The organism is Bosea sp. AS-1, from assembly GCF_002220095.1.
Classification (GTDB): domain Bacteria; phylum Pseudomonadota; class Alphaproteobacteria; order Rhizobiales; family Beijerinckiaceae; genus Allobosea.
Genome location: NZ_CP022372.1, coordinates 4,464,633 through 4,488,455, shown reverse-complemented (window position 1 = coordinate 4,488,455; position 23,823 = coordinate 4,464,633). Strand labels below are relative to the sequence as shown.

At 66.8% G+C, this 23,823-nt stretch carries 23 protein-coding genes; 13 read left to right on the top strand and 10 right to left on the bottom strand.

From position 1 onward, the window contains the following. Nucleotides 1–20: 20 nt before the first annotated feature. Nucleotides 21–1,091, top strand: coding sequence for a ligase-associated DNA damage response exonuclease (locus CE453_RS23110; RefSeq protein WP_089176705.1), 1,071 nt, complete (start codon nucleotides 21–23; stop codon nucleotides 1,089–1,091). A gap of 4 nt (nucleotides 1,092–1,095) precedes the next feature. Here CE453_RS23110 and CE453_RS23105 read toward each other — a convergent pair whose 3' ends face one another. Then, complete coding sequence (locus CE453_RS23105) at nucleotides 1,096–1,872, bottom strand: SGNH/GDSL hydrolase family protein (protein ID WP_089176704.1); 777 nt, start codon at nucleotides 1,870–1,872, stop codon at nucleotides 1,096–1,098. Nucleotides 1,873–2,000: 128 nt separating this feature from the next. Between CE453_RS23105 and CE453_RS23100 the strand changes: the two genes are divergently transcribed. The 3 genes from CE453_RS23100 to CE453_RS23090 all read left to right on the top strand — a co-directional run bounded on the left by CE453_RS23100 (nucleotide 2,001) and on the right by CE453_RS23090 (nucleotide 4,850). Continuing rightward, nucleotides 2,001–3,638, top strand: coding sequence for a cisplatin damage response ATP-dependent DNA ligase (locus CE453_RS23100; RefSeq protein ID WP_089176703.1), 1,638 nt, complete (start codon nucleotides 2,001–2,003; stop codon nucleotides 3,636–3,638). Between the two features lie 120 nt (nucleotides 3,639–3,758). Then, nucleotides 3,759–4,439, top strand: a complete 681-nt coding sequence (locus CE453_RS23095) for a response regulator (protein ID WP_089176702.1) — start codon at nucleotides 3,759–3,761, stop codon at nucleotides 4,437–4,439. A gap of 156 nt (nucleotides 4,440–4,595) precedes the next feature. After that, nucleotides 4,596–4,850 (top strand): DUF6460 domain-containing protein, encoded by a 255-nt coding sequence (locus CE453_RS23090; protein WP_089176701.1) that lies wholly within the window; start codon nucleotides 4,596–4,598, stop codon nucleotides 4,848–4,850. 9 nt (nucleotides 4,851–4,859) lie between these two features. Here the strand turns inward: CE453_RS23090 and CE453_RS23085 are convergent, their stop codons facing one another. Continuing rightward, nucleotides 4,860–5,948 (bottom strand): quinone-dependent dihydroorotate dehydrogenase, encoded by a 1,089-nt coding sequence (locus CE453_RS23085; protein WP_089176700.1) that lies wholly within the window; start codon nucleotides 5,946–5,948, stop codon nucleotides 4,860–4,862. Between the two features lie 72 nt (nucleotides 5,949–6,020). Next, a complete protein-coding gene (locus CE453_RS23080) occupies nucleotides 6,021–6,362 on the bottom strand; it encodes a DUF952 domain-containing protein (protein WP_089176699.1) in 342 nt (113 codons plus the stop codon). 166 nt (nucleotides 6,363–6,528) lie between these two features. On the opposite strand from CE453_RS23080, the gene CE453_RS23075 reads away from it, so the two are divergent. Then, nucleotides 6,529–7,158 (top strand): S24 family peptidase, encoded by a 630-nt coding sequence (locus CE453_RS23075; protein WP_089176698.1) that lies wholly within the window; start codon nucleotides 6,529–6,531, stop codon nucleotides 7,156–7,158. A gap of 20 nt (nucleotides 7,159–7,178) precedes the next feature. On the opposite strand, the gene CE453_RS23070 is transcribed toward CE453_RS23075, so the two are convergent. The 4 genes from CE453_RS23070 to CE453_RS23055 all read right to left on the bottom strand — a co-directional run bounded on the left by CE453_RS23070 (nucleotide 7,179) and on the right by CE453_RS23055 (nucleotide 13,662). Beyond that, on the bottom strand, nucleotides 7,179–8,636 hold the full coding sequence (locus CE453_RS23070) for a sensor histidine kinase (protein WP_089176697.1): 1,458 nt from the start codon (nucleotides 8,634–8,636) through the stop codon (nucleotides 7,179–7,181). A 10-nt stretch (nucleotides 8,637–8,646) separates the two neighbouring features. Further along, nucleotides 8,647–10,107, bottom strand: coding sequence for an FAD-dependent oxidoreductase (locus tag CE453_RS23065; protein ID WP_089176696.1), 1,461 nt, complete (start codon nucleotides 10,105–10,107; stop codon nucleotides 8,647–8,649). An 87-nt stretch (nucleotides 10,108–10,194) separates the two neighbouring features. Further along, nucleotides 10,195–12,525, bottom strand: a complete 2,331-nt coding sequence (locus tag CE453_RS23060; RefSeq protein ID WP_089176695.1) for a putative bifunctional diguanylate cyclase/phosphodiesterase — start codon at nucleotides 12,523–12,525, stop codon at nucleotides 10,195–10,197. A gap of 195 nt (nucleotides 12,526–12,720) precedes the next feature. Further along, nucleotides 12,721–13,662, bottom strand: coding sequence for an enoyl-CoA hydratase-related protein (locus CE453_RS23055; protein WP_089176694.1), 942 nt, complete (start codon nucleotides 13,660–13,662; stop codon nucleotides 12,721–12,723). 443 nt (nucleotides 13,663–14,105) lie between these two features. On the opposite strand from CE453_RS23055, the gene CE453_RS28750 reads away from it, so the two are divergent. From CE453_RS28750 to CE453_RS23025, 6 genes are read left to right on the top strand one after another with little or no spacing between them, the layout of a single operon-like run. Then, on the top strand, nucleotides 14,106–14,273 hold the full coding sequence (locus CE453_RS28750; RefSeq protein ID WP_157733157.1) for a hypothetical protein: 168 nt from the start codon (nucleotides 14,106–14,108) through the stop codon (nucleotides 14,271–14,273). A 59-nt stretch (nucleotides 14,274–14,332) separates the two neighbouring features. Next, nucleotides 14,333–15,622: a UDP-N-acetylglucosamine 1-carboxyvinyltransferase gene (murA, locus tag CE453_RS23045; protein ID WP_089176692.1), complete on the top strand. Its 1,290-nt coding sequence runs from the start codon at nucleotides 14,333–14,335 to the stop codon at nucleotides 15,620–15,622. A gap of 45 nt (nucleotides 15,623–15,667) precedes the next feature. After that, nucleotides 15,668–16,111, top strand: a complete 444-nt coding sequence (locus tag CE453_RS23040; protein WP_089176691.1) for a DUF2948 family protein — start codon at nucleotides 15,668–15,670, stop codon at nucleotides 16,109–16,111. A gap of 35 nt (nucleotides 16,112–16,146) precedes the next feature. Next, nucleotides 16,147–17,439 (top strand): histidinol dehydrogenase, encoded by a 1,293-nt coding sequence (hisD, locus tag CE453_RS23035; RefSeq protein WP_089176690.1) that lies wholly within the window; start codon nucleotides 16,147–16,149, stop codon nucleotides 17,437–17,439. Between the two features lie 38 nt (nucleotides 17,440–17,477). Next, nucleotides 17,478–17,966 (top strand): UPF0262 family protein, encoded by a 489-nt coding sequence (locus CE453_RS23030; RefSeq protein WP_089176689.1) that lies wholly within the window; start codon nucleotides 17,478–17,480, stop codon nucleotides 17,964–17,966. A gap of 47 nt (nucleotides 17,967–18,013) precedes the next feature. Further along, a complete protein-coding gene (locus CE453_RS23025; RefSeq protein ID WP_089178109.1) occupies nucleotides 18,014–18,418 on the top strand; it encodes an arsenate-mycothiol transferase ArsC in 405 nt (134 codons plus the stop codon). A gap of 6 nt (nucleotides 18,419–18,424) precedes the next feature. Here the strand turns inward: CE453_RS23025 and CE453_RS23020 are convergent, their stop codons facing one another. After that, nucleotides 18,425–20,146, bottom strand: coding sequence for a pilus assembly protein TadG-related protein (locus CE453_RS23020; RefSeq protein ID WP_089176688.1), 1,722 nt, complete (start codon nucleotides 20,144–20,146; stop codon nucleotides 18,425–18,427). A 32-nt stretch (nucleotides 20,147–20,178) separates the two neighbouring features. Further along, nucleotides 20,179–20,607, bottom strand: a complete 429-nt coding sequence (locus CE453_RS23015) for a TadE/TadG family type IV pilus assembly protein (protein WP_089176687.1) — start codon at nucleotides 20,605–20,607, stop codon at nucleotides 20,179–20,181. A 166-nt stretch (nucleotides 20,608–20,773) separates the two neighbouring features. Here CE453_RS23015 and CE453_RS23010 point away from each other — a divergent pair, with 166 nt between their 5' ends. Then, nucleotides 20,774–21,148 carry a hypothetical protein gene (locus CE453_RS23010; RefSeq protein WP_157733156.1) on the top strand — a complete coding sequence of 125 codons (375 nt, stop codon included), beginning with the start codon at nucleotides 20,774–20,776 and terminating at the stop codon, nucleotides 21,146–21,148. After that, nucleotides 21,145–22,602, top strand: a complete 1,458-nt coding sequence (locus CE453_RS23005; RefSeq protein ID WP_089176685.1) for a methyl-accepting chemotaxis protein — start codon at nucleotides 21,145–21,147, stop codon at nucleotides 22,600–22,602. The genes CE453_RS23010 and CE453_RS23005 overlap by 4 nt, the downstream gene beginning before the upstream one ends. A 1-nt stretch (nucleotide 22,603) precedes the next feature. Here CE453_RS23005 and CE453_RS23000 read toward each other — a convergent pair whose 3' ends face one another. Next, nucleotides 22,604–23,821, bottom strand: a complete 1,218-nt coding sequence (locus CE453_RS23000) for a phosphopentomutase (protein ID WP_089176684.1) — start codon at nucleotides 23,819–23,821, stop codon at nucleotides 22,604–22,606. Nucleotides 23,822–23,823 lie beyond the last annotated feature (2 nt).

The window sequence follows — 23,823 nt, the reverse complement described above, 5'->3', positions numbered from 1 at the left end:
GACGGGTCTAGCTCAGGAGAATGACACTGGCCAGACAAAGCCCGCGCTGGCGCCCCGCCGAACTGCTCGTGCCGACCCCGGCCGGGCTCTATTGCCCGCCTGCCGATGTCCATATCGATCCGGTGAGGTCAGTGCCGCGCGCGCTGATCACCCATGGCCATTCCGACCATGCGCGTGCCGGCCACGGCGCTGTTTTGGCGACGCGCGAGACGCTGGCCATCATGGCGCTGCGCTATGGTGAGGGTTTCACGGGTACGCAACAGGTGGCCGTGCCCGGCGAGGTCATTCGCATCGGCGAGGTCGATTTCACCTTCGTGCCGGCGGGGCATGTCCTTGGGTCGGCGCAGATCGCGGTCGAGAGCCGGTCCTTACGCATCGTCGTCTCAGGCGACTACAAGCGCGAGCGCGATCCGACCTGCGCACCCTTCGAGCCGGTGCCTTGCGACATCTTCATTACCGAGGCGACCTTCGGCCTGCCGGTCTTCCGCCATCCGCCGGCCGACGGCGAGGTTGGCAAGCTCCTGGAATCGGTCAGGCTCTTTCCGGAGCGCACGCATATCGTCGGCGCCTATTCGCTGGGCAAGGCGCAGCGCGTCATGGCGTTGATCCGCGAGGCCGGATACGAGCGGCCGATCTACATCCATGGCGCTGTCGAGAAGATCACGGAATTCTATCAGGAGCAGGGCGTCCCGCTCGGCGAGATCGCGACGGTCGCCGGCCTGGATCGCAAGGCGCTTGGCGGCGAGATCGTCATCTGCCCGCCGAGCGCAACGCAGGATCTCTGGGCGCGCCGCTTCCCCGACCCGGTCACCGCCTTCGCCTCCGGCTGGATGCGGATCAGGGCGCGGGCGCGCCAGAAGGGTGTCGAACTGCCGCTCGTCATCTCCGACCATGCCGATTGGGACGACCTGCTCGCGACGATCCGCGAGGTCCGGGCGGGAGAGATCTGGGTCACGCATGGCGAGGCCGAGGCGCTCGTCCATTGGTGCGGCACGGCGGGCCTCAAAGCCAAGCCGCTGCATCTCGTCGGCTATGGCGACGAGGGCGAGGCGGAGAGCGAAGGGGAGGCTGCCGATGTGCCCGCAGCCTGAAGGATCAGCGCGTCTCCGCCACGACCGGGCGGGCAGGGGCTGCCATGCCGACCAGCGCATTCGCCATGTCGCGGGCGAGGCAGTCATAGCCCGCATCGCTCATGTGGAAGCCGTCGGTCCAGAGCGCCGCCTTGAAGGCGTCGGCATCGCTGTCATGCCACTCCCGCATCGTCTCGTAGCGGGTGAAGACCGGCACGACCTCGCGCCGCGCCACATCGCCGACAGCCGCCACGAAGCGCTTGTAGCGCTCGGAGTCGCGCACCGAGGGAAAGAATTGCGGGTCGAGGATGGCAAGCGGCGTATGCGCCTCCTTCACCAACCGGATGCCCTTGCCGACCATCTCGCGGAAGGCTTCGATGTCGCCGCCCTTGACGGCGTCGTTGGTGCCGACCTGCCAGATCACCAGATCGAAATGGCGCCCCGCCAGGGCGGTTTCGAGGCGCGCGAGCGTCTGCGGCGCGGTCTCGCCACCGATGCCGGCATTGACGATCTCGATCCGCGATTTCGGCCAGGCCTTGGCCAGCAAAGTTTGCAGCCGCGCTGGATAGGTCCTGTCCTTGGCACTGGCGCCGATCCCCTCGGTCGAGGAGGAGCCGATGGCGAGGATGGTGAGCGGGCGCCCCTGCGCGACGGTCTGGGCCAGCGGCGTGAGTACCGCATGCGACTGGATGATCGGCGTCTCGCGGCAGGAGAAGGTCGCTGCCTGGGCAGCGGCTCCAACCGAAAGCGTCACGGCGATGGCAGGCCAGGCAAGGAACCGCATCGCGGCACGCATCGGCATGGATCTCCCTTGGACGATAGTGCCGCTACGGAACTGTCGATGAACGGTGGCTGAACGATGCGTGGCAGCACAGGACAATCGCAGCGGCGCGGCCGGTTATCCACCGAGCGTGGCGGAAGAGTGACGCCATGAACCGCTTCGCCTGGCTGCTCGACCGCCTTGCCTATGAACCGCGCCGCAACGCCAAGCTGGCGCTGATCGCGGATTATCTGCGCACCACGCCCGATCCCGACCGCGGCTATGCACTGGCGGCGATGACGGGCGGTCTCGTCTTCCGCAATGCCAAGGCCGGGCTGATCCGCGCATTGATCGCCGAGCGTACCGATCCGGCGTTGTTCGCGTTGTCCTACGACTATGTCGGCGACTTGTCCGAGACCGTCGCCTTGATGTGGCCGGCTCGCCACGGCGCCAATGCCGTGCCGCATCTGCCCGAGGTGGTCGAGAGCCTGCGCGAGGCCGGCAAGACCGATCTGCCGCGCCTCATCGCCTCCTGGCTCGATGCACTCGACGAGACCGGTCGCTGGGCTCTGCTCAAGCTCATCACCGGCGCCCTGCGCATCGGCGTCTCGGCCCGCCTTGCCAAGACGGCGGCAGCGAGTATCGGCAATGTGTTGCCGGATGAGGTGGAACAGGTCTGGCATGGGCTGGAGCCGCCCTATGTCGAGCTCTTCGCCTGGCTGGAGGACAGGGGGCCGCGACCGGAGGCGCGCGATCCCGCTCCGTTCCGCCCGGTCATGCTCGCGCATCCGATCGAGGATGGTGATTTCGACAAGCTCGACCCGGCCGAGTTCAGCGCCGAGTGGAAGTGGGACGGCATCCGCGTCCAGGCTGCCAGCGGCCGGCGCGCCGATGGCAGCCGCGTCACCCGGCTCTATTCGCGCACCGGCGAGGACATCGCTGGCGCCTTCCCCGACCTCGTCGAGGAATTGACGCAGGACGGTGCGCTCGACGGCGAATTGCTGGTGATGCGCGAAAGCACGGTGCAGAGCTTCAATACGTTGCAGCAGCGACTGAATCGCAAGACGGTGACGGCGAAGATGCTGGGCGAGTTCCCGGCCCATATCCGCGTCTACGATCTGCTTGTCGATGGTGAGGAGGATATCCGCCATCTGCCCTTCCAAGAGCGGCGCAAGCGTCTCGATGCCTTTCTGGGCCGGCTCGCCAGCATCCGCTTCGATCTCTCGCCGCTGATCTCCTTCGCCTCCTGGGAGAAACTGACCGCGGCCCGGGCCGATCCGGCCTCGGCCGGCGCTGGCGCCGATGCCGAAGCGGTCGAAGGCTGCATGATCAAGCGTCGCGATTCGCCTTATCTGCCCGGTCGCCCGAAGGGCTACTGGTGGAAATGGAAGCGCGACGCCCGCCTTGTCGACTGCGTGCTGATGTATGCCCAGCGCGGCCACGGCAAGCGTTCCTCCTTCTATTCCGATTATACCTTCGGCGTCTGGCGCCTCAGTGAGGACGGTGAGCTCGAGCTCGTCCCGGTCGGTAAGGCCTATTTCGGCTTCACCGACGAGGAATTGCTCGAGATCGACAAATATGTCCGCAAGAACACGCTGAACCGCTTCGGCCCGGTGCGGGAGGTGACGCATACGGCCGAGAGCGGGCTGGTCTTCGAAGTCGCCTTCGAGGGGCTGCAGCGTTCGACCCGGCACAAATCCGGCCTCGCCATGCGCTTCCCGCGCATCAACCGCATCCGCTGGGACAAGCCGCCGAACGAGGCCGACCATATCGAGGTGCTGGAAGCACTGTTGCCGACCAATGGCTGAGGCCGTGCGGGTTGCGTCCATGCGCGCGCAATGCTTGTGATCCGCCTCGCGCCTGGGGCAAACTACAAGCTAGAAGAGTCGCGGCCACATGGCGCAACAGGGGCAATTGGGAGGGGCGCGATGAGCAAGCAGCCTTCGACACGCATCGTCATCGCCGACGATCATCCGCTCTTTCGCGGTGCCCTGCGGCAGGCCGTCTCGCAAGCCATCTCCGGCGCGGAGGTCAGCGAGGTCGGTTCGCTCGAAGCCCTGACCGAGGCGCTGGCAAGCGGCGGCGACGCCGATCTCGTCCTGCTCGATCTCACCATGCCCGGTGTCCAGGGCTTTTCCGGCCTGCTCTTCCTGCGGGCCGACCATCCCGAGATCCCGGTCATCGTCGTCTCGGCCAATGACGACCCAGCCGTGATCCGCCGCTGCATCGAGTTCGGCGCGCTCGGCTTCCTGCCGAAGACGGCCGATGTCCCGCAGATGGGCGAGGCGATCCAAGCCGTGCTCGATGGCGGCGTCTGGACTCCGCCCGGCGTCGATCTCACCGCCCCCGTCGACGCCGAGGTGGCTGACATGGTCCGCCGTCTCTCGACCCTGACGCCGCAGCAGGTGCGCGTGCTGATGATGCTGTCGGAGGGACTCCTCAACAAGCAGATCGCCTATGAGCTTGGCGTCTCGGAAGCGACAGTGAAGGCGCATGTCTCGGCGATCCTGACCAAGCTCGACGTCGACAGCCGCACCCAGGCCGTGATCGCCGCCTCGAAGATCGCCGGCACCGCCTGGGCGACGACGGGCACTGGCGCGACGGCCTGAGGATTGTCCAACCAATGTGATCGCGCCCGGTGGTCTGATGTCGCGCGGCTGTGCAAACGGCATTCAGCCGCCGTTCAAGCGTGGCGGGTTTCAGGTTAAGACGCTCGGGAAGCGCTCCTCCAGGAGGCGGGCGCGTAACAGGATGGCCAGGGGTTCATGGAACGGTTCATCGGCGGCTCGCCGCTCAGCGTGCTCGTCAGGCTGATCTTCATCTCGCTGCTCGTCGGCGCGGCCATGGCTTTTCTGGGCCTGTCGCCGCGCGGCCTCTACGAGGCCGCCGCCCGCTTCGTTCGCTCGATCACCGGGCTCGGCTTCGGCGCTGTCCGTGAGGTCGGTGACTGGGTCATCGCCGGTGCGCTGATCGTCGTGCCGCTCTGGCTGCTGATGCGGCTCTTCGCGGCGCGGAAGTGAGCTGAGCTCCTACAACCCTTCGCCGCGCGCGATCGCGGCGGCGTCGCGGCCGATCAAGGCGGTGAGGCGTGGCAGCCCGGCCCGGCGTGCCTGCGAGGCCAGCCCGGCCTTGATCTCCTTGACCAGCCCCGGCCCCTTGTAGACCAGCGCCGAATAGAGCTGCACCAGCGTGGCTCCGGCCCGGATCTTGGCGAAGGCGGCCTCGGCCGAATCGATGCCGCCGACGCCGATCAGCGGAAACTGTCCTTCGACACGCAGGAAGGTCTCGGCCAGGATACGGGTCGATGCCGCGAAGAGCGGCTTGCCCGAGAGCCCGCCGGTCTCGGTCTTCGCAGCATTGCGGAGCGTTTCCGGCCGCGCCACCGTGGTGTTCGAGACGATCATGCCGTCGATGCCGCGCGCCCGTGCGACCGCGACCATGCCGTCGAGCTCGGGCAGCGTCAGGTCGGGGGCGATCTTGAGCAGGACCGGCGTGCGCTTGCTGCCGGCTGCGGCCTCGTCGCGAGCGGCGAGCGTGCGGGCGACGAGATCGTCCAGCGCGCTCTCGGCCTGCAGGTTGCGCAGGCCCGGCGTATTGGGCGAGGAGACGTTGATCGTGAGAAAATCCGCGAGCGGCGCCAGGCGCCGCGCCAGGATGGCGTAGTCCTGCTCCCGATCGGCCGACTCCTTGTTGGCGCCGAGATTGACGCCGACGATGCCACCCCGTTCGCGCCGGGCGGCAAGTCGCTTGGCGACGGCTTCCACCCCTTCGCTGTTGAAGCCGTAGCGGTTGATGACAGCCTCGTCCTCGGCCAGCCGGAAGACGCGCGGGCGCGGGTTGCCGGGCTGCGGCAGCGGCGTCACCCCGCCGACCTCGACGAAGCCGAAGCCCAGTCCCAGCGCGCCGTCGATCGCCTCGGCATGCTTGTCGAAGCCGGCGGCGAGCCCGACCGGATTCGGGAAGGACAGGCCGAAGGCTTCCGTCGTCAGCACCGGATCGTCGGGGGAGGGCTTCAGGGCGGGGGCCGCCGCCAGCGCTGCAACCGTCATGCGATGCGCCGTCTCCGCATCCATCCGGTGAATCAGAGGGCGGGCGAGGTGGAAGAGGCTTGCGAGCATGCGGGGTCTTTAGAACATCGCGGGCGCCGATGGATATCGATTTTTCGCCGCAGCTGCAGGGTTGGGGCGGGGCTAGAGATCGGCCGGAATCGCGTGGCCGCCATCGGGTTTCAGTGGCAGCTGCGCCACCCAGCGTATGGCCTTCGGGTCGAGCGCCGCATAGAGATGCGGAAATAGCGCGCCGCCGCGCGAAGGCTCGTAGCGCAGCGCTTCGCCCAGCCGCGAATCGTCGATTGCGATCAGCAGCAGCCCGTCCTGCCCGGCGAAATGTTTCGCTGCGGTCTCGGCGAGCTGCGCGCCGGTCGAGAAATGGATGTAGCCGTCCGAGAGGTCGACCGGCGCGCCGTCGAAGCGGCCTTTTCCTTCGGCGTCGCGCCACAGGGCAGCGGGGCATATCTTGTAGATCAGCGGCATCTGAGTTCTCGCGCGGAAACGGCCCCAGCCGGCATAGACACTGGCAGGAGCTTTCCGCAAGCCGTGTCGCGAATGTGGCGAGAATCGGATTGAAATCTTACGTGATAGGGTATATTTCCTATCGCCTATCCCCGCCCAACGGCAAGAGCCCTGCGAGGCCCGCACGATGCTGTCACATGACCAGATCTGGGGGGCGATCGACACGCTCGCCCAGCGCTATGGATTCACCGCTTCGGGGCTCGCTCGCAAGGCCGGGCTCGACGCCACCACCTTCAACCGGTCCAAGCGCACGGGACCGGACGGGCGCGAGCGCTGGCCCTCGACCGAATCGATCGCGAAGATCCTGGTCGCGACGGGCGCCTCGCTCGACGAGTTCATGAGCGTGGTGATGCGGCGCGAGGCCGCGCCGGCCCGCACCATCCCGCTGATCGGCTTTGCCCAAGCCGGTTCGGGCGGTTTCTTCGACGATGGCGGCTTTCCGGTCGGTGCCGGCTGGGAGGAGGTCGCCTTCCCCGGTGCCGCCGACGAGAAGGCCTATGCGCTGGAGATTTCGGGCGATTCGATGCTGCCGCTCTATCGCGACGGCGATACCATCATCGTCTCGCCGACCGCGACGGTGCGGCGTGGCGATCGTGTCGTGGTCAAGACGGTGGAGGGCGAGGTGCTGGCCAAGCAGCTCAAGCGCCAGACCGCCAAGACGGTCGAACTTGCCTCGCTCAATCCCGAGCATCCCGACCGGGTGCTGAACCTCGCCGATGTCGCCTTCATGGCCCGCGTGATCTGGGCGAGCCAATAGAACGCACCCCAGGCGGGCCGTCAGTGCCCGTTGCCGCGCCGCAGCGGCAGAGAGACGCGGAAGACAGCTCCGACCGGTGAAGGCTCGAGCTCGATCGTGCCGCCATGGAGCCGCACGAGCTCGGCCGCGACGGCAAGGCCGAGGCCGGTGCCACCCGGCGTAACCGAGCCGCGAAAGGCCTGGAACAGGTTGGCACGCGCCCGCTGTGGCACGCCCGGGCCGTTGTCGATGACGCGCAGCGTCACCGACCCGTTCGTGGGAGCCCCGGTCACGGTCAGCAACGGCTGGCTGCCGGCTTCCGCGCCTGCCTGGGTGAGGGCCTGGATGGCATTGCGCATCAGATTGGTCAGCACGCGCGCCATCTGGTCGGGGTCACAGGCCGCGGTGAGCTCGGCCGGCACCTGATTGTCGAAGCGCAGTTGCTTGTTGTCGGGCAGGCCCAGCAACTCAGCCTGCTCGGCGACGAGCTGGCGTAGCGTGACCTGCCGGATCGCTGGGGTCGCCTCTGCCGCGCGGCCATAGGCGAGGGTGGCCTGGCAGAATTCGATGGCGCGGCCCAGCGTCGCGATCAACCGCGGCGCGAAGCGGCGGATCTTGGCGTCGCGCGTCTCGACGAGTTGATCGGACATGAGCTGCGCCGCTGCCAGCATGTTGCGCAGGTCGTGATTGATCTTGCTGACGGCGAGGCCGAGTTCGGCGAGGTGCTTCTTGGTGCGCAACTCGCCGGCGAGTGTCATCTGCATGCGGGCAAGCGCGCGTTCCGCCTCGCCGATCTCGTCGGCCCTGAGCGACGGTTCGATGACGCGCTGCGGGTTCTCGGGTTCGGCTTCGAACTCCATCACATTGGCGGCGAGCTGCCGGATCGGGCCGACGATCAGGGAATTGAGCGCGATGTAGACGGCAAGCGCCGTGAGGCCGATCAGCAGCAACGAGATCAGTAGCAGGCTCCAGGAGAATTTCAGCATCGCCCGCCGGAGCGGCGCCTCATCGATGACGATCTCGACGAAGTCTGCCCCGCCGACGGCCTCGCCGACGACGCGGATCGGCATGGTGGCCGGTGCGATCAGCACTGAAATGGCCTCGCGGATCGAGGTCCACCAGTCGAGATTGCGCAGGTCGACGGAGCGCGCGACCTCGGGTGGTGGCATCGAGTCGAGGCTGAGCAGCCGGCGCGCGCCGCCGACGCGGGCGGCGATCGCCCGCGCGCCGACGCCCATCAGCAGCCGGTTCTCGCTGCCTTCCGGCAGCCCGTCCTCGGGCGCGCCTTCCAGCACCAGCGCCGCGACCTGTGCCGCCGCGATCCGGTCGTTCAGCCAGTTGCGCCGGAAATTCGCGATGGAGGGAACATAGATCAGCACCTCCGCCAGCATCACGAACAGCACGGTGACGAGCAGGAGCTTGGCCGAGAGGCCGAGTCGCGTCAGGCCGCGCGGCATGCTGATCGACAGGTCGTGTCTGGGCGAGCCGGGCTCGTGCATCCGTCGGACCTTAGCCGAAACGGCGCAGAAAGCCGATGAGCCGGCGCAGGCCGGGGCTCGTCGTCGCAGGTCCATGGAACGTCAGCGCCGCGCTGCGGGATGCTGCGGAGGCCGCCAGCGCCGGAAAGGCGCCCTCCGCCATGGCTTGGACATCGAGGCCTGCCTTCAGGGCGATGCTCCAGGGCATGATCAGCTCGCCTGCGCCGTCCCCGACGATGGTGACGCCGCGCAGACGCCCCTTCCGGTCGGTGACGAGTTTGACATAACCCTCGCTCCTGCCGGCTGCAGCCGCTCCCGGTGCCTCGGCAAAGGGCCAGCGCAGGAAGCGCAGCGTGCCCGGCCGTGCGTCCTTGGCCGCCTGCCAGTCGCCGACCGATGCGATTTCCGGCCGGCACCAGGCGATGCGGGGATGGCTGGCCCGGTCGAGCGAGCCATTGCGGCGAAACAGCACACTGCGCAGCACCAGCCCGATCTGGTCGTCGCTGGCGAAATCGCGCGATCCTGCTGCTGCTCCGCCGGCGCAGCTCCCCAGCGCGTAGATTCGGCGATTATCGGTCCGCAGGCTCTTGTCGACCGTCGCGCCGGCAGCATCGCTACGGACGCCGGCGAGGTCGAGGTCGAGCGCTTCGATGTCGGGCTTTCTGTGGCCGGCGACGAGGAGGCGTGAAACCTCGATCGCGCTCTCGCCGGCAAGCCCCGTGACGGTCAGGCCCAGGCCCGTGCGGTGGCTTTCGACATGCGCGATCTCGCCGTCCTCGTGCAGTCTCACGCCTTCGCGCAGGAGCCGTTGGCGCAGGGTCATCACCGCCTCGGCATCATGTTCCGGCAGAATACCGGTGGGGCAGATCAGGGTGACGGTGCTGCCGAGCCGCGCAAAGGCCTGTGCCAGTGCGACGGCGGAAGCGCCTCCACCGAGGACCGCGAGCCGCTCCGGCAGACGCGTCAGCGCGGGCAGGTCGTCTCCGGTCAGGATCAGCGCCGGATCAAGGCTTGCCAGTCCAGGCAGCGCCGGAAGTTCGGTCCGCGATCCGGTCGCGATGGCGAAGCGCCGGGCCTTCACCGTGATGTCCCCGACCTTGAGGCTGCCGCGTCCGGTGAAATGGGCCTCGCCCCGGATCAGACGGATGCCCAGCACGGCAAGCCGTTCCGGCCGCTGGTTGGCGAGAGTGACGGCCAGCGCTCGCTGGATATGGTCGTGGATCTGCGCATCGTTCACGCGCGGGGGATCGGCCTGGATGCCGAGCCGGCCAGCCTCGCGCAGGTCTTGCGCGCGTGCAGCAGCCTCGATGAGCGCTTTGGCAGCAAGCTCGATGTGCCGCCCGCCCGCAGCTTCGCGCTCGATCAGCACGACCGGCACGCCGAAGGCGGCAGCCGCCGTCGCCAGCGCGATGCCCCTGGCGCCTGCGCCGATGACGCAAAGATCGGGTGTCAGTACGGCGGGTTTCGCCGCCTTGGCCGTCGCATCGCTCACCGGGTGATCCGTTCCGCCTGCTGTCCCTATCGCAGATGCTTGGTTGCAACGGCGGAATCAAGGCCGATGCGACGAAGGATGCCGCGCTCAGGCCACGCTGCGCCCGTTGCCTTTGCGCTTGATGGTCGAGAGGCTTTCCGGCTTGCCGAACAGATAGCCTTGCGCCCGATGGGCACCCAGCAGCTGCACGGCGATGCGCTGCTGCTCGGTCTCGATGCCTTCGACCACGACGTTCATCTGCAGGCGCCGGGCGAGTTGGCAGACCGCCTCGATGATGGCCTTCGGGGCCTCGCTGGTGTGAACGTCGCGGGCAAAGCTCTGGTCGATCTTCACCTGGGCGATGGGATAGGCGGAGAGATAGCCGAGCGCGGAATAGCCCGTTCCGAAATCGTCGAGGGCGAAGCTCACTCCGAGCGCCTTGAGCTCCTCGAGCACGGAGAGCGTCAGCTTGTTGTCCTCGATCAGCAGCGATTCGGTGATCTCGAGCGTCAGCCGCCGCGAGCTCAGCCCCGAGGCGATCAGCGCTTCCTTCACGGTGTCGACGAGGCGGCGCGGCTCGCGGAACTGCAATGGCGAGACATTGACCGAGACACCGACCCCCGGCTCCCAGCCGGCAGCGTCCTTGCAGGCCTGTCGGATGGCCCAGTCGCCCATGGCGGCGATCAGCCCGGACTGCTCGGCGATCGGGATGAAGATGCCGGCGGGCACCATGCCGCGAGTCGGGTGGCGCCAGCGCATCAGTGCCTCGCGCGACACGACGGTCTGCGTCTTCAGGTCGACGATTGGCTGGTAGAAGAGTTCAAGCGAGCCGTCGGTGCAGGCCTTGCGCAGGTCGACTTCGATCTCGTGCCGCTCGGTCATCTCCTCGGCCATGGCCGGGTTGAAGAACATCTGCGTGTTGCGCCCCGCCGATTTCGCCTTGTAGAGCGCGGTGTCGGCGTGGCGCAGCAGGTCGGCCGGCGACATGCCGTCGGCGGGGGCCATCGCGATGCCGATGCTGGCCGTGACGTAGACGGTCTTGCCGTCGACATCGAAAGACCGCGTCATGCTGTCGATCATGCGCTGGGCGATAGCCGTGACCACCGCGTGATCGGCCGAGGGCAGGATCAGCAGGAACTCGTCGCCGCCGAAGCGCGCCAGCATGTCGTTGCCGCGGATGGCGTTGCGCAGGCGGCTCGCCGTCTCCATCAGCACCAGGTCGCCGATATCGTGCCCGAGGCTGTCATTGACCTGCTTGAAGCCGTCGAGGTCGACATAGAGCAGCGCGAAGGCCTCGCCGGTTCGTTCGAGCCGCGCGAAGGCCTCCTCGATATGGCGGTTGTATTCGAAGCGGTTTGCGAGGCCCGTCAGCTCATCGAAGCGCGCCATCTGCTCGATGCGAGCCTCGGTCCGTTTTCGCTCGGTTGCATCCTCGGTCAGCATCAGGATGCCGCCTTCGGCCGCAGGGGCGAAGGTCACGACGAGCACGAGCCCGCCGCGGGTGACGACTTCCTGGCTCGCAGCCTGCTGCGTCGATTGCACCGAAACCAGGGCGGAGCGGATATCGCGGAGCTGCTCGGAGCTGATCACCTGCCGCTCCACCAGGAAGCGCGCGATCGCCGTCAGGGGCGTGCCCGGCAAGGCGAGCGTCTCCGGCAGGCCATAGAGCGCGCTGTGCGGGGCGTTGCTGACCGCGAGCTTGAGGCTGCGGTCGAACATCGCCAACCCGTCGATCATCGTGTTCAACGCGGCGTCGAGCGTCAGGTTCTGCGAGTGCAGGGCGGTCGCGAGCCCCTTCGACTGCTTGGTCGCATCGCTGAGGGCGAGCAGGTTGCGATGCAGGGAGTTGGTGATCGCGATGTTCGTGGCGACGTAAAGGAAGGCAAAGTAGCCGATATATTTGTAGTAGGGGTTGTTGGCGGCGATCAGTCCGATTGCCATCGGGATGCAGAAGGCCAGCAGTTGGACGGCGACGAATTTTGGCCGCCCGGCATTGCGCGCGACGTAACCCGAGGCAAGCGCGATCGTCGAGGAGACCGAGGTGATGTGCGCGGCGGCGTCGTCGGTCTGCACCAATGCGACGTAACAGCTGTAGCCAAGCACGGCGCTGAAGGCGGTCGCGCCGAGAAAGTAGTCGCGGTCCCAACGCCGCGTCTCGGCGTAGCTGTCGCCCGCGTGGTTGTGGCGCCGATAGGCGATGAGCGTGACCAGGCGCAGGACGACGACCAGCGTCACCAGCAGGGTCAACTGCACGAAGATGAAGCGCCCCGTCGAGACCCAGCACAGAAACGGGGTGAGCATGCCGGCAATGCCGCCGGGAATGATCGAGGCGGGGGAGGAGAACAGCGAGTTGACCAGCAGGGTATAGCCGGTCAGGTCGAAGTCATCGCCCCGCTCGCGCCGCCCCCTGGCCATCAAACGCTGGAAAGCGTCTGCCATTCACTCCTGCCTTTGCCGCTGCGGGCGGCTCGATGCGTGAGGTGTCCGGACGTCTCACGTGATCTGAAGCTTTAGGTTGGCAGAAGTAAATGCTTCGTGAGAGTTTGATTCAATCTTCGATCAGGGGCGCGAAGAAATAGACGCCACCCGTCTTGCGGATTGAAAGGGATAAAGTCCCACAGCCGGCGGTTGCTTTCAGGCGGTCTCCATCTGTCGCTGGTAGACGCGCGCCAGCATGCGGTCCTGGGTCTGCGCGATGCGCTGCAACTTGGAGATCGCGCTCGGGCTGAGACGCAGCATGCAGTCGGCCCAGATCTGGCCGAGATGCGACAGCTCCTCGCGCAGATCGCCGGCGCGCCGGTTGAAGGCAGTGAACAGTGCCGTCTTCGCCGCATGGATCGGCAGGGAATCGGCGCAATACTTCCGGATCCACGCTTCGCCGGTGCCGGTCGGCACGACGGCCTCGAGCCCGCCCGCCTCCATGAAGGTCTGCGCGCTCATCTCCTCGCCCGACATCAGCAGCTTCTCGGCAGCGCGCGGCCCCATCCGCCGCGACAGAATCGCGACCGCCGTGATCGGGAAGTGATTGAACTTGATCTCGGGATAGACGAACGAAGCCTGCTCCTCGGCGATCATCACGTTGCAGGAGCGTGGCGCGTCGATGCCGCCACCGATCGCCTTGGCGTGGATGGTCGACAGCGTCACCACGAGGCCGTTGAGACCGCTGCTGTTCCAGATCGCGCCTTCGGCGGAGAGGCGGGCATATTCCGCCAGCGCCGCGCGATCGTTCTTGGCCAGACAGTCGAGATAGAAGTCGAGATCGCCGCCCAGTGTGAAGAACGGGCCGGTTCCGCGGAAGGCGAGGAAGCGCACCGGTGCACGGTGATATTGGTCGGGCGCGCCCCAGAGCGCGAAGATCGCGCTCTGGATCTTCACCAGGCTGTCGAGCAGCTGCAGCGTGAAGACTGGCTTCAGCTCCGGGCGGATCGTCACCCATAGCGTCTTGATGGCCGCCTCATAGGCAAGCTCCACTTCCGGCAGGAAGCCCGCCTTGTAGCGGATGGCATCGATCACCTCGCAGCTTTCGAGGAGAGCCGGACCGGTGCGGTCCTCATTCACCGTGAACGCATCGAACATGACGCCACCTCTGCAGCATGAACACCGGCAGCGTAAACGAGCTTAACAAAGTGTAAACGCATTCCGCCGGAAATGGTTAATTTCATTAAGATTTTCAGTTTACCTATGGTAAGATTCCGCGCTGATTGCGCGGCGGTGACGCGCTCAGGGCAAGATCCGCGCCTCCCTGCGGGGTCGTGAGAATTTGCAACAATCTTGCGTATAAAATTGAGTTCTCGGCATTAGGGTCGATAAATATCGGGATCTGTCGAATGATGGAGCGTCGGCCAGCGGCGAGCCGGAACGGCTGTCGCAGAACGGGACGGGACCTGACCTGATGCGGGACGGCGATGTCCCAGCCGTCTGTTTGTCGTTGTGCTTGTCCGTTGGCGGCTGTGCGGCTAACCATGTCGCCGCGAATTCGCCGCGTTCCCGCGTTCAAACACCGATGCCGAGTTGATGCCGTGACTCGCCAGACTGCCGACGACGAGAAGCAGGCGCGCCTTGCCGCCGCCCTGCGCGAGAACCTGAAACGCCGCAAGGCGCAGGCTCGTGCTCGCCGAGCGGAAGAGGCGCTGGCGCATGAGCATGAACCGGCGCCGCCAGCTCAGGCCGATATTCCCCGGACCTGAATCTCCATATCTCTACGCGCCGCGGCTTCCTGACCCCGCCGGCCGAGCAGGACCTGACGATGGACAAGATCCGCATCACCGGCGGCCAGCGCCTCAATGGCGCGATTCCGATTTCCGGCGCCAAGAACGCCGCCCTGCCGCTCATGATCGCGAGCCTGCTGACGGATGAGACGCTGACGCTGACCAATGTTCCGCGGTTGTCGGACGTCACCGCCCTGTCGCGCATCCTCTCCAACCACGGTGTCGACCGGACCGTTGCCGGCAAGCGCATCGGCCAGTCGGCCGAGACCGGTCAGAATATCTCGCTGACCGCGCGCCAGATCGTCGACACCTGCGCGCCCTACGAGCTGGTCTCCACCATGCGGGCGAGCTTCTGGGTCATCGCGCCGATCCTGGCCCGCATGGGCGAGGCCAAGGTCTCGCTGCCCGGCGGTTGTGCCATCGGCACGCGCCCGGTGGATCTGCTGCTGATGGCTCTGGAGAAGCTCGGCGCCGAGATCGAGATCGAGAACGGCTACGCGCTGGCCCGTGCCCCGAAGGGTCTCAAGGGCGGTGAGATCGTCTTCCCGAAGGTAACGGTCGGTGGCACGCATACTGCGCTGATGGCCGCTGTCCTCGCCGAAGGCACGACCGTGATCGAGAACGCGGCGCGCGAGCCTGAAGTGACCGATCTCGCGGCCTGCCTCGTCAAGATGGGCGCCAAGATCGAAGGCGCCGGCACCTCGCGCATCGTCGTCACGGGCGTCTCGCGGCTCGGCGGCGCCCACCATGCCGTCCTGCCGGACCGGATCGAGACCGGCACCTACGCCATGGCGGTCGCCATGACCGGCGGCGATGTCGTGCTCGAAGGCGCGCGCCCCGAACTGCTGCAATCGGCGCTCGACGTGCTGACCAAGGCTGGAGTCGAGATCAGCTCGACCAACGAAGGTATTCGCGTGCGCCGCAACGGCCACGGCATCGATGCGGTCGATATCGACACCGATCCGTTCCCCGGCTTCCCCACCGATCTGCAGGCGCAGTTCATGGCCCTGATGACCAAGGCCAAGGGCACCTCGCGCATCCGCGAGACCATCTTCGAGAACCGCTTCATGCATGTGCAGGAGCTTGCCCGCCTTGGTGCGAAGATCCGGCTCGACGGTGATGTCGCGCATGTCGACGGCGTCCAGAAGCTCACCGGCGCGCCGGTGATGGCGACCGATCTGCGCGCCTCCGTCTCGCTCGTGATCGGCGGGCTTGCTGCCGAGGGCGACACCACGATCAACCGCGTCTATCACCTCGATCGCGGCTTCGAGGCGCTCGAAGCCAAGCTCAGTCGTTGCGGCGCTGTGGTCGAACGCATCAGCAGCTGAGACGCGGCGGTTGATTTTCTCGGTGCGGCTCGTCAGAACGATGTCATGTCTGACGACGCCGCCGAACCGCTGAAGCTCGTCGCGCTCGACGCCGACGACCTCGCCATCGTCTCCGCCCATCTCCAGGATGCGGTGCTGAAGGCGGCCGACATCGTCTATCTGCCGGCCGAGAAGCGCTTCGCTCTCGCGGCGCGCCGTTTCGATTGGGAAGGCGCCGTGCATGGCCAGCGCCGTCGCCGGCTGGCCGCGCTGCATTTCGACCGCGTGCTCAGCGTTCGCAGTGCCAAGCTCGACAAGAACGACACGGGCAAGGTGCTGAATCTCCTGGCGATCACCTTCGATCAGAGCGATGAGCCTGCCGGTGATGTGACGCTGCATTTCTCGGAAGGAGCCGCGATCCGGCTCTCCGTCGAATGCGTCGAGGCCCAGATGAAGGACCTCGGCCCGGTCTGGGAAGCCGTGGCGACGCCCGGCCATCCCGACGCCTGACCTAACTCTCTCGCGATCATTGCCGGGGACCAGCGATGCCGATCAGGCTCGACGATAGGGACGCACGCTTTGCCGAGGGCTTCGCAGCCCTGCTTTCCGCCAAGCGCGAGGTTTCGGAAGAGGTCGACCGCATCGCCGCCGACATCATCGCGGAGGTGCGTGAAAAGGGCGATGCCGCGCTGATCGCCTATACCAGCCGCTTCGATGCCCTGGACCTCAGCCCCGCGACGCTGCGGGTCAGCGAGGCCGAGATCGACGCGGCTGTCGCTGCCTGCTCGCCCGAATTGCTGGCAGCGCTGGAAACGGCGCGTCAGCGCATCGAGATCTATCACCGCCGCCAGAAGCCCGAGGATTCCTGGGTGAAGGACGATGCCGGCGTCGAGAGCGGCTGGCGCTGGAGTGCCATCGAGGCGGTCGGTCTTTATGTGCCGGGCGGTACGGCGAGCTATCCGTCCTCGGTGCTGATGAACGCCATCCCCGCCAAGGTTGCGGGGGTGCCGCGTATCGTCATGGTCGCCCCGACGCCGCGCGGCGAGACCAATCCGCTCGTGCTGGCGGCGGCCAGGCTCGCCGGCGTCGATGAGGTCTATCGTATTGGCGGCGCCCAGGCCGTGGCGGCGCTGGCCTATGGCACGGATGCGATCGCGCCCGTCGCCAAGATCGTCGGTCCGGGCAACGCCTATGTCGCCGCCGCCAAGCGCCGCGTTTTCGGCCAGGTCGGCATCGACATGATCGCCGGCCCCTCCGAGGTGCTGGTCATTGCCGATCGCACCGCCAATCCCGACTGGATCGCGGCCGATCTGCTGGCTCAGGCAGAGCATGACGTCTCGGCCCAGTCGATCCTGATGACCGATGACGCCGCGCTCGCGGCCGAAGTTGAGAAGGCGGTCGCAAGCCAGCTCGCGACGCTGCCGCGCGCCGAGATCGCCGGCAAGAGTTGGCAGGATTTCGGCGCGATCCTGCTGGTAGCCGATCTGGAGGCGGCGGTGCCGCTGGTCGACCGGATCGCACCGGAGCACCTCGAGATCATCACTGCCGAGCCGGACCGTCTGGCCGGGCTCATCCGCAATGCCGGGGCGATCTTCCTCGGTGGCCATACGCCGGAGGCGATCGGTGATTATGTCGGCGGCCCCAACCATGTGCTGCCGACTGCCCGCTCGGCGCGCTTCTCCTCGGGTCTTGGCGTCGCCGATTTCATGAAGCGGACTTCGCTTCTGAAATGCGGACCGGAAGGGCTGCGCCGGCTTGCGCCGGCCGCCACGCAATTGGCCGAAGCGGAGGGCTTGCAGGCGCACGGCCGTTCCGTGACGATCAGGCTGAATCTCTGAGCGCCGCCGGGCAGGGCGTCGCTGCGACAGGAGGAGCGATGCCGGCCGACCCGTCTTCGGAAAACCAGTGCCTTGTCGGCGTGACCCTCGACGAATCCTCGCTGGGGCGGGGTTCGCCCGACCAGGAGCATGAGCGCGCCATCGCGATCTATGACCTGATCGAGCGGAACCGCTTCGTCGTCTCCGGCCATGATGGCGGCCCGTATCACGCCCATCTCGCGCTGGTCGAGCGGCGCCTCGTCTTCGACATCAAGGCGTCGGACGGCGAGCCGGTCGTCACGCACCACCTTTCGCTCAGCCCGTTCCGGCGCATCGTCAAGGACTACGAGCTGATCTGCGAGAGCTACTATGCCGCGATCCGCACGCAGACGCCCGACCAGATCGAGGCCATCGACATGGGCCGTCGCGGCCTGCACGACGAGGCTGCGGGCATTCTGGTCGACCGGCTGGCAAACAAGGTCGAGATCGACTTCGACACGGCCCGGCGGCTGTTCACGCTGATCTACGCGTTGCACTGGAAAGGCTGACCCGGTTGGAGCCGGCCCCGCCGCGGAAGGTCCAGAGCGTGCTCTTCATGTGCGCGATGAACGCCGTGCGCTCGCCCATGGCCGAGGCACTGGCCAAGCACTTCTTCGGCAAGTCGATCTATGTCCAGTCCGCCGGCGCCCGGAAAGGCGAGGTCGACGGCTTTGCCCTCGAGGTTCTGGACGAGATCGGCATCGATCTCAGCCGACACAGGCCGAAATCGGTCGAGGAACTGGAGGAGTGGGAAGGTCTCAACTTCGACCTCATCATCTCGCTCTCTCCCGAGGCTCATCACAAGGCGCTGGAGTTGACGCGGACCCTGGCGACCACCGTCGAATACTGGCCGACCATGGACCCGACTCTCGTGCAGGGCGCACGCGAGCAGAAGCTCGATGCCTATCGCGATGTTCGGGACGGGCTGACCCGGCGCATCAAGGAAAGGCTCAGGGACTGACGGCCGTCACTGCACCAGCACGGCCCCGCCGCAACGCACGCCGGTCACCCAGCTATCGGCCTGGCCGAGCCCGATGCCGAGTGTGCCGAGGACGCCGTTGATGAGTTGGTCGAGCGGCGTGACGGCATTGCCGACGATGCCGCCGACCAGCCCGTCGAGACCCGGCACGCCGAGGCCGAGCCCCAGTGCCTCGACCCGCAGTTCGAGATCGCCGACAAGTCGTCCGAGCAGGGTCGCGACGAAATTCTGCGTGGAAGTCGTCTTCTTGTCGCCGCGCTGGATCTCGGCATAGCTGAAGATCACCGGCGTCTCGGCGAGGTTTGTCATCGTCACATGGGCGCGGGCATTGACCTTGGCGAGGCCGGCGACGTTGACGAGGGTCGCGGCTGGCGGGTTTGGCGCGGTGCTGAAATTATTGAATTCGGCCATCGAGACCTGCCCGATCCAGGCATCGACCAGCGCCGGCCTGACGCCCAGCGTGACGCGCGAGGTCGAGACGTCTCCGGGCGAGCACTGCACGGCAGTGAGCTTCGCCGTTGCGGCGGCAAGCTCCAGATAGACCGGGAGCCTGACCAGCGAGGCCGCCCCCGAACCCACGAGGTCGACGGTGAGCAGCAGGCGTGTCTGCGCCGTGTGGACGCTCGCCCCCGTCCGGCCGACGCGCACCATGGCACTGCCGATCGGCCGCTCGCCGATGCCGAGTTTGAGGTTGACGGCCGCGATGCCCGGCAGGTTGAGCGCGAGCCCGACATCGATCTGCCGCTGGCCATTGGCGATCTGCGCGACGGCCGAGACGATGTCGAGCGCCGTGAGCGAGGCCGCGAGCGGCTTCGGCCCGGAAACCGGCTTGTCGCCTGCCGGCCCGAAGGAGACGAGCTTCGAGAGATCGACCGGCAGGCCGCTGGCGGCGACGGAGGCGAGTTTGCCCAGCGCGGCGGTGGCCGCACCGCTGCGGGCATCATTGTCGCGGGAGGCATCGACGATGGCGGAGAGCACGTCGCCCAGCGTGGCATGCGCCTTCAGCACGTCGTCATAGGTCGCGGCGGTGAGATTGAGCCGCGTCGCCAGATGCTTGGAGAAGTCGAAGAGATCGACCCGCGCCTTCACCAGCGCCTCGTAGTCCATCACCGACAGCGAGACGCCGCCTCCGAGCAGGCCGCCCAGCAGGCCGTTGAGCAGGCCGCCGTCAAGCTTGAGCAGGCGCGAGCCGATCGCGAAGGAGGCTTGCGCATCCTGATAGGCGATGGCGCGGCTGCCGATCGGCACTTCGCCCGCCTCCATGCTGGCCTGGATCGGTGACGGCTTCGTCCCGGGTGGAGGTGTTGTCGTGCGCGAGGTGGCGAACGCGCGTCCAAGCAGGAGCGGCGTCATCATTCGCATGTCGATCCGGACGGCATTGGCATTCGAAGCCGGCCCCGGCACGAAGCGGTCCTCCGGAGCTTTCGCTGGGTCCGGCGTGTAGATACCGGGTTGCACGGCGCTGACATTGCCGCCCTGGAAGCCGTTCTGGCTCACGCTGGCCTGCGCCGCGGCCTGGGCGCGCGGGATGTCGCTGGCCGCCGCGAGCGCTGCGAGGTCGTTCGCGGTCTGCAGCCTGCGCTTTTCGTAGAAGAAGCTGCCGACATCGACCGCCATGGCGCCGAAGCCGAGCAGGGCGACGAGCGAAATGGCGAAGAGAATGGCGGCTCCGCCGCGTTCGTCGTTACGAAAATCCCGAAGCTTGCGCATGGCGAGGCCTCCCCAGCCCGATGCCGATGGATTCAGTAGCCGCCGCGCTGCACGACGGCGCGGCGTTCGATGAGGGGTTGCGGCAGCGATACGAGCCGGCTGAGCTGGTCGTAGAGCGAGCCGGTCATGTCGTAGCTGACCGCGACCTCGAAGCTCTGCTGCTGCGGCCCGGTCTGGAGCGTGCGAACCTTCACCTTGGCAGGGTCGATGAAGGCGTAGGCGCCAGCATTGGCCGCGACGTAGTCCTGCGCGATCCGGGCGCGTTCCGCATCGCTCAAACCCGCGACCGAGGAGCGGGCCGCCTCTGCAGCCATCTGCTGGACGCTGTGATAGATGCCGAAGACGTAGCCGTAGCCCATGATGCCGAACAGCAGCAGGAGCAGGACCGGCGCGACGAAGGCGAATTCGATCGCGCTCGTCCCGTCTTCATCCCTTCTGAACAGTCCCAGCGAAGCAATCATCGCGAAAGTTCCATTAGAATTAACAACCTTAGGTTGTATTTCGCGCGTTAATGAATCCCTAACGCGACGGATCCGGCGAGTTTCTGTTTAAGTAAGACCTAGTCGGTTAGATGAAATTTTACCGGCCTGTCGTTCTTGGCCATGTATCCCTTCCTGGACGAACAGCGTGCTGCCTAGCGACCTTTCCGTGCTCTCTCCCGATGAAACGCATGGTCGCAAGGGCATGATTGCCGCGACGGCACTCGTCGCCATGCTGACCCTGCTCGGTGCAGCAGCAGCCTTGGCGAGCCTTCCGCATGGTTCGGCCGGCGATGAGCCGGTCGCCATCGTGTTCCCGTTCTGGATTGGCCAAGCCGAGGCGGTGGCGCGCAGTTTCGCTGCGGGCGACCGCGTGCTGAGGACCGGGCGGCTGGCCTCGATCGTCGTCGTCGCGCCGCGCGCGGAACCCGCCTCTTTGCCGCGGGGCGCCTGGCTGTCTCTGAAACTGGCTGGTCTTGCCGGCTGCCTCGACAGCGCGGCCGTGCCGGGAGAAGTTCAGTGAATTGGTCTCTTCAGGTCATTCGCCGCCGCGTCGCGCTAGCCCTGATCGGGTTGGCCCTGCTGCATGTTCCGCTGCTGGCCTTCAGCTTCTGGATGCGAGGCCAGGATGGCATCGTGCCCGTGACGCTGATCGGCTTTGCAGCGGCGATCCTGCCGCTTCTCTATCGTGTCGCGGGCACAGGCCAGGTCACACAGCTCGCCATCGTCACGGTGCTGATCGGTCAGGTCTCGGCGCTGGTCTTCAGCTTCGCCGGTCACCCCTGGCAGCCGGACATCCACATGTACTACTTCGCGGTCCTGGCGCTGTTTGCCGGCTTCTGTGACTGGCGACCGATCCTGCTCGGGGCGACGCTGACTGCATTGCATCACCTCGTGCTGCAATATGTCCTGCCGGCAGCGGTCTTCTACCAGGGCGGCAATCTTTTCAGGGTTCTTCTCCACGCGGTCATCGTGCTGATCGAGACAGCATTTCTCGCGACCTTCGCCCTGCTGCTGCAGCGGCGCCTGAATGAGGGCGAAGAGAATTTGGCGCGGGCGCAGGAAGTGGCCGAGCGCGAGAGGTTGGCGGGCGAAAAGGAAAGGGCCTTGTCCGAGGAACTCAGCCGTCGCGCCACCAGCCTGCAGGCGCTCGTCTCGCGTTTCCGCAGCCAGATGGACGGCGCCATGATCCTGCTCGACCGTTCGGCGGAAACCATGCAGTCGAAGGCAGGCAGCCTGACGGAAACGGCTACACATGCACGCGGCCAGACGACGCTCGTCGCCGAGGCGGCTGCCGGAACGATGGACAGCATTGACCAGCTTTCGGCAGCCAGCACCGAGCTCGCCGCCTCGATCGCGGAAATCGGCCGCAATGCCGGCCAGTCCGCCGATGGCTCGAAATCCACGGCCGAGCTGGCTCGGCAGGCCAGCCGTGAGATCGAGGAACTGACCGAACGTAGCGAGGATGTCGGTGCCGTCGTCGAGATCATTCGCGGTATCGCGGCCCAGACCAGCATGCTGGCGTTGAACGCGACGATCGAGGCGGCGCGCGCCGGCGAGATGGGGCGCGGTTTCGCGGTGGTCGCGAGCGAGGTCAAGACGCTCTCCGCTCAGACGGCCAAGGCGACCGACGAGGTCTCGGCCCATATCGGCGCGATGCAGCAGGCGACGCAGAGCTCGCTCAGGGCGATCCGCGAGATCGTTGACGCTATCGGCGAGGTCGAGCGGGTCGCGAATGCGATTGCGGTTTCCGTGGACGAGCAGAGCCGGGCGACCTCCGAGATCGCCTATCAGGTCAGGCTGTCCTTCGAGGGCGCGCAGCGCAGCGCAGACATGGCTGGCGGCTTCGAGAGCATGACAGTCGAGACGCATGGCGCGGCGGAGAAGCTGCAGGAAACAGCGGCCGACCTCGCGCAGCAAGCCCAGAGCATCCGCCAGGACGTCGCGCTCTTCTGCGGCAACGTCGCGGCCGCCTGAGCTACCAGTGCCGCCCCGGTCCGACGGGGCCGACGCCGAGCCAGATGCCGAGGCTCGCGGCGATGTCGGCGAAGCTCTCGCGCCGGCCGAGCGGCTCGGGCACGATGCCGGGGCCGAAGGCGAGGATCGGCACATGCTCGCGGGTATGGTCGGTGCCGCGCCAGCTCGGATCATTGCCATGGTCGGCCGTGATGACGGCGATGTCGTCCGGCTTCAACGCAGCCTCGATCCGCGGCAGCAGCTTGTCGAAGGCCTCGAGTGCCGCAGCATAGCCCGGGATATCGCGGCGATGGCCGTATTCGGTGTCGAAATCGACGAGATTGACGAAGCAGAAGCCGCCATCGGGCAGCCCATCCCAGGCCTCCAGCGCCGCCTCGACCATCGCATTGTTGCCGAAGGGCTTGATCTCGATGCCGGTGGCGCGGTGGGCGAAGATGTCGCCGATCTTGCCGACGGTCACGACCGCGCGGCCCTGCGCCGTCAGCCGGTCGAGGATCGTCTCCCGCGGAGGAGGGATGGCGAAGTCCTTGCGGTTGCCGGTGCGGGTGAACCCGTCTTCCGGCGAGCCAATGAAGGGCCGGGCGATGACGCGGCCGATCTTCAGCGGATCAACCAGCCCGCGCACCGTCTTGCAGAGCGCATAGAGCCGGTCGAGACCGAAATGCTCTTCATGTGCCGCGATCTGCAGCACGGAATCGACCGAGGTGTAGCAGATCGGCTTGCCGGTCCGGATATGGTCCGCGCCGAGCTCCTCGATGATCGTCACGCCCGAGGCATGCTTGTTGCCGAGGATGCCGGGCAGGGCGCCTTCCTTGACGATGCCGGCGATGAGCTCCGGCGGGAAAGAGTTCTCCAGATCGGTGAAATAGCCCCAGCGGAAGTTCACCGGACAGCCGGCGATTTCCCAATGGCCTGAAGGTGTGTCCTTGCCCTGGCTGACCTCGACGCCGTAACCCCAGCGTCCTTGCGGCTGCGCGGGCTTCGTCACTCCGGCGAGTGCGCGGCCGGTCGAAGCCTCGCAAGCATGGGCGAGCCCGAGCCGCACGAGGTTCGGCAATTGCAACGGCCCCGTGCGCAGCCCCTCCCGGTCGCCGCGACCTTCGGCACAGGCTTCGGCGATATGGCCGAGCGTGTCGGAGCCTTCGTCGCCATAGGCGCCAGCGTCTTCCGCAGCGCCGCAACCGACCGAATCCAGCACGATGAGCAGCGCGCGTGCCATGC

Coding starts and splice junctions, on each gene's coding strand:
- CE453_RS23000 (WP_089176684.1), bottom strand. CDS start 23,821: ATGGCACGCGCGCTGCTCATCGTGCTGGATTCGGTCGGTTGCGGCGCT.
- CE453_RS23020 (WP_089176688.1), bottom strand. CDS start 20,146: ATGCGCAAGCTTCGGGATTTTCGTAACGACGAACGCGGCGGAGCCGCC.
- CE453_RS23060 (WP_089176695.1), bottom strand. CDS start 12,525: ATGGCAGACGCTTTCCAGCGTTTGATGGCCAGGGGGCGGCGCGAGCGG.
- CE453_RS23085 (WP_089176700.1), bottom strand. CDS start 5,948: ATGCTCGCAAGCCTCTTCCACCTCGCCCGCCCTCTGATTCACCGGATG.
- murA (WP_089176692.1), top strand. CDS start 14,333: ATGGACAAGATCCGCATCACCGGCGGCCAGCGCCTCAATGGCGCGATT.
- CE453_RS23030 (WP_089176689.1), top strand. CDS start 17,478: ATGCCGGCCGACCCGTCTTCGGAAAACCAGTGCCTTGTCGGCGTGACC.
- CE453_RS23080 (WP_089176699.1), bottom strand. CDS start 6,362: ATGCCGCTGATCTACAAGATATGCCCCGCTGCCCTGTGGCGCGACGCC.
- hisD (WP_089176690.1), top strand. CDS start 16,147: ATGCCGATCAGGCTCGACGATAGGGACGCACGCTTTGCCGAGGGCTTC.
- CE453_RS23075 (WP_089176698.1), top strand. CDS start 6,529: ATGCTGTCACATGACCAGATCTGGGGGGCGATCGACACGCTCGCCCAG.
- CE453_RS23090 (WP_089176701.1), top strand. CDS start 4,596: ATGGAACGGTTCATCGGCGGCTCGCCGCTCAGCGTGCTCGTCAGGCTG.
- CE453_RS23040 (WP_089176691.1), top strand. CDS start 15,668: ATGTCTGACGACGCCGCCGAACCGCTGAAGCTCGTCGCGCTCGACGCC.
- CE453_RS23105 (WP_089176704.1), bottom strand. CDS start 1,872: ATGCCGATGCGTGCCGCGATGCGGTTCCTTGCCTGGCCTGCCATCGCC.
- CE453_RS23025 (WP_089178109.1), top strand. CDS start 18,014: ATGTGCGCGATGAACGCCGTGCGCTCGCCCATGGCCGAGGCACTGGCC.
- CE453_RS23015 (WP_089176687.1), bottom strand. CDS start 20,607: ATGATTGCTTCGCTGGGACTGTTCAGAAGGGATGAAGACGGGACGAGC.
- CE453_RS23100 (WP_089176703.1), top strand. CDS start 2,001: ATGAACCGCTTCGCCTGGCTGCTCGACCGCCTTGCCTATGAACCGCGC.
- CE453_RS23110 (WP_089176705.1), top strand. CDS start 21: ATGACACTGGCCAGACAAAGCCCGCGCTGGCGCCCCGCCGAACTGCTC.
- CE453_RS23055 (WP_089176694.1), bottom strand. CDS start 13,662: ATGTTCGATGCGTTCACGGTGAATGAGGACCGCACCGGTCCGGCTCTC.
- CE453_RS23095 (WP_089176702.1), top strand. CDS start 3,759: ATGAGCAAGCAGCCTTCGACACGCATCGTCATCGCCGACGATCATCCG.
- CE453_RS23070 (WP_089176697.1), bottom strand. CDS start 8,636: ATGCACGAGCCCGGCTCGCCCAGACACGACCTGTCGATCAGCATGCCG.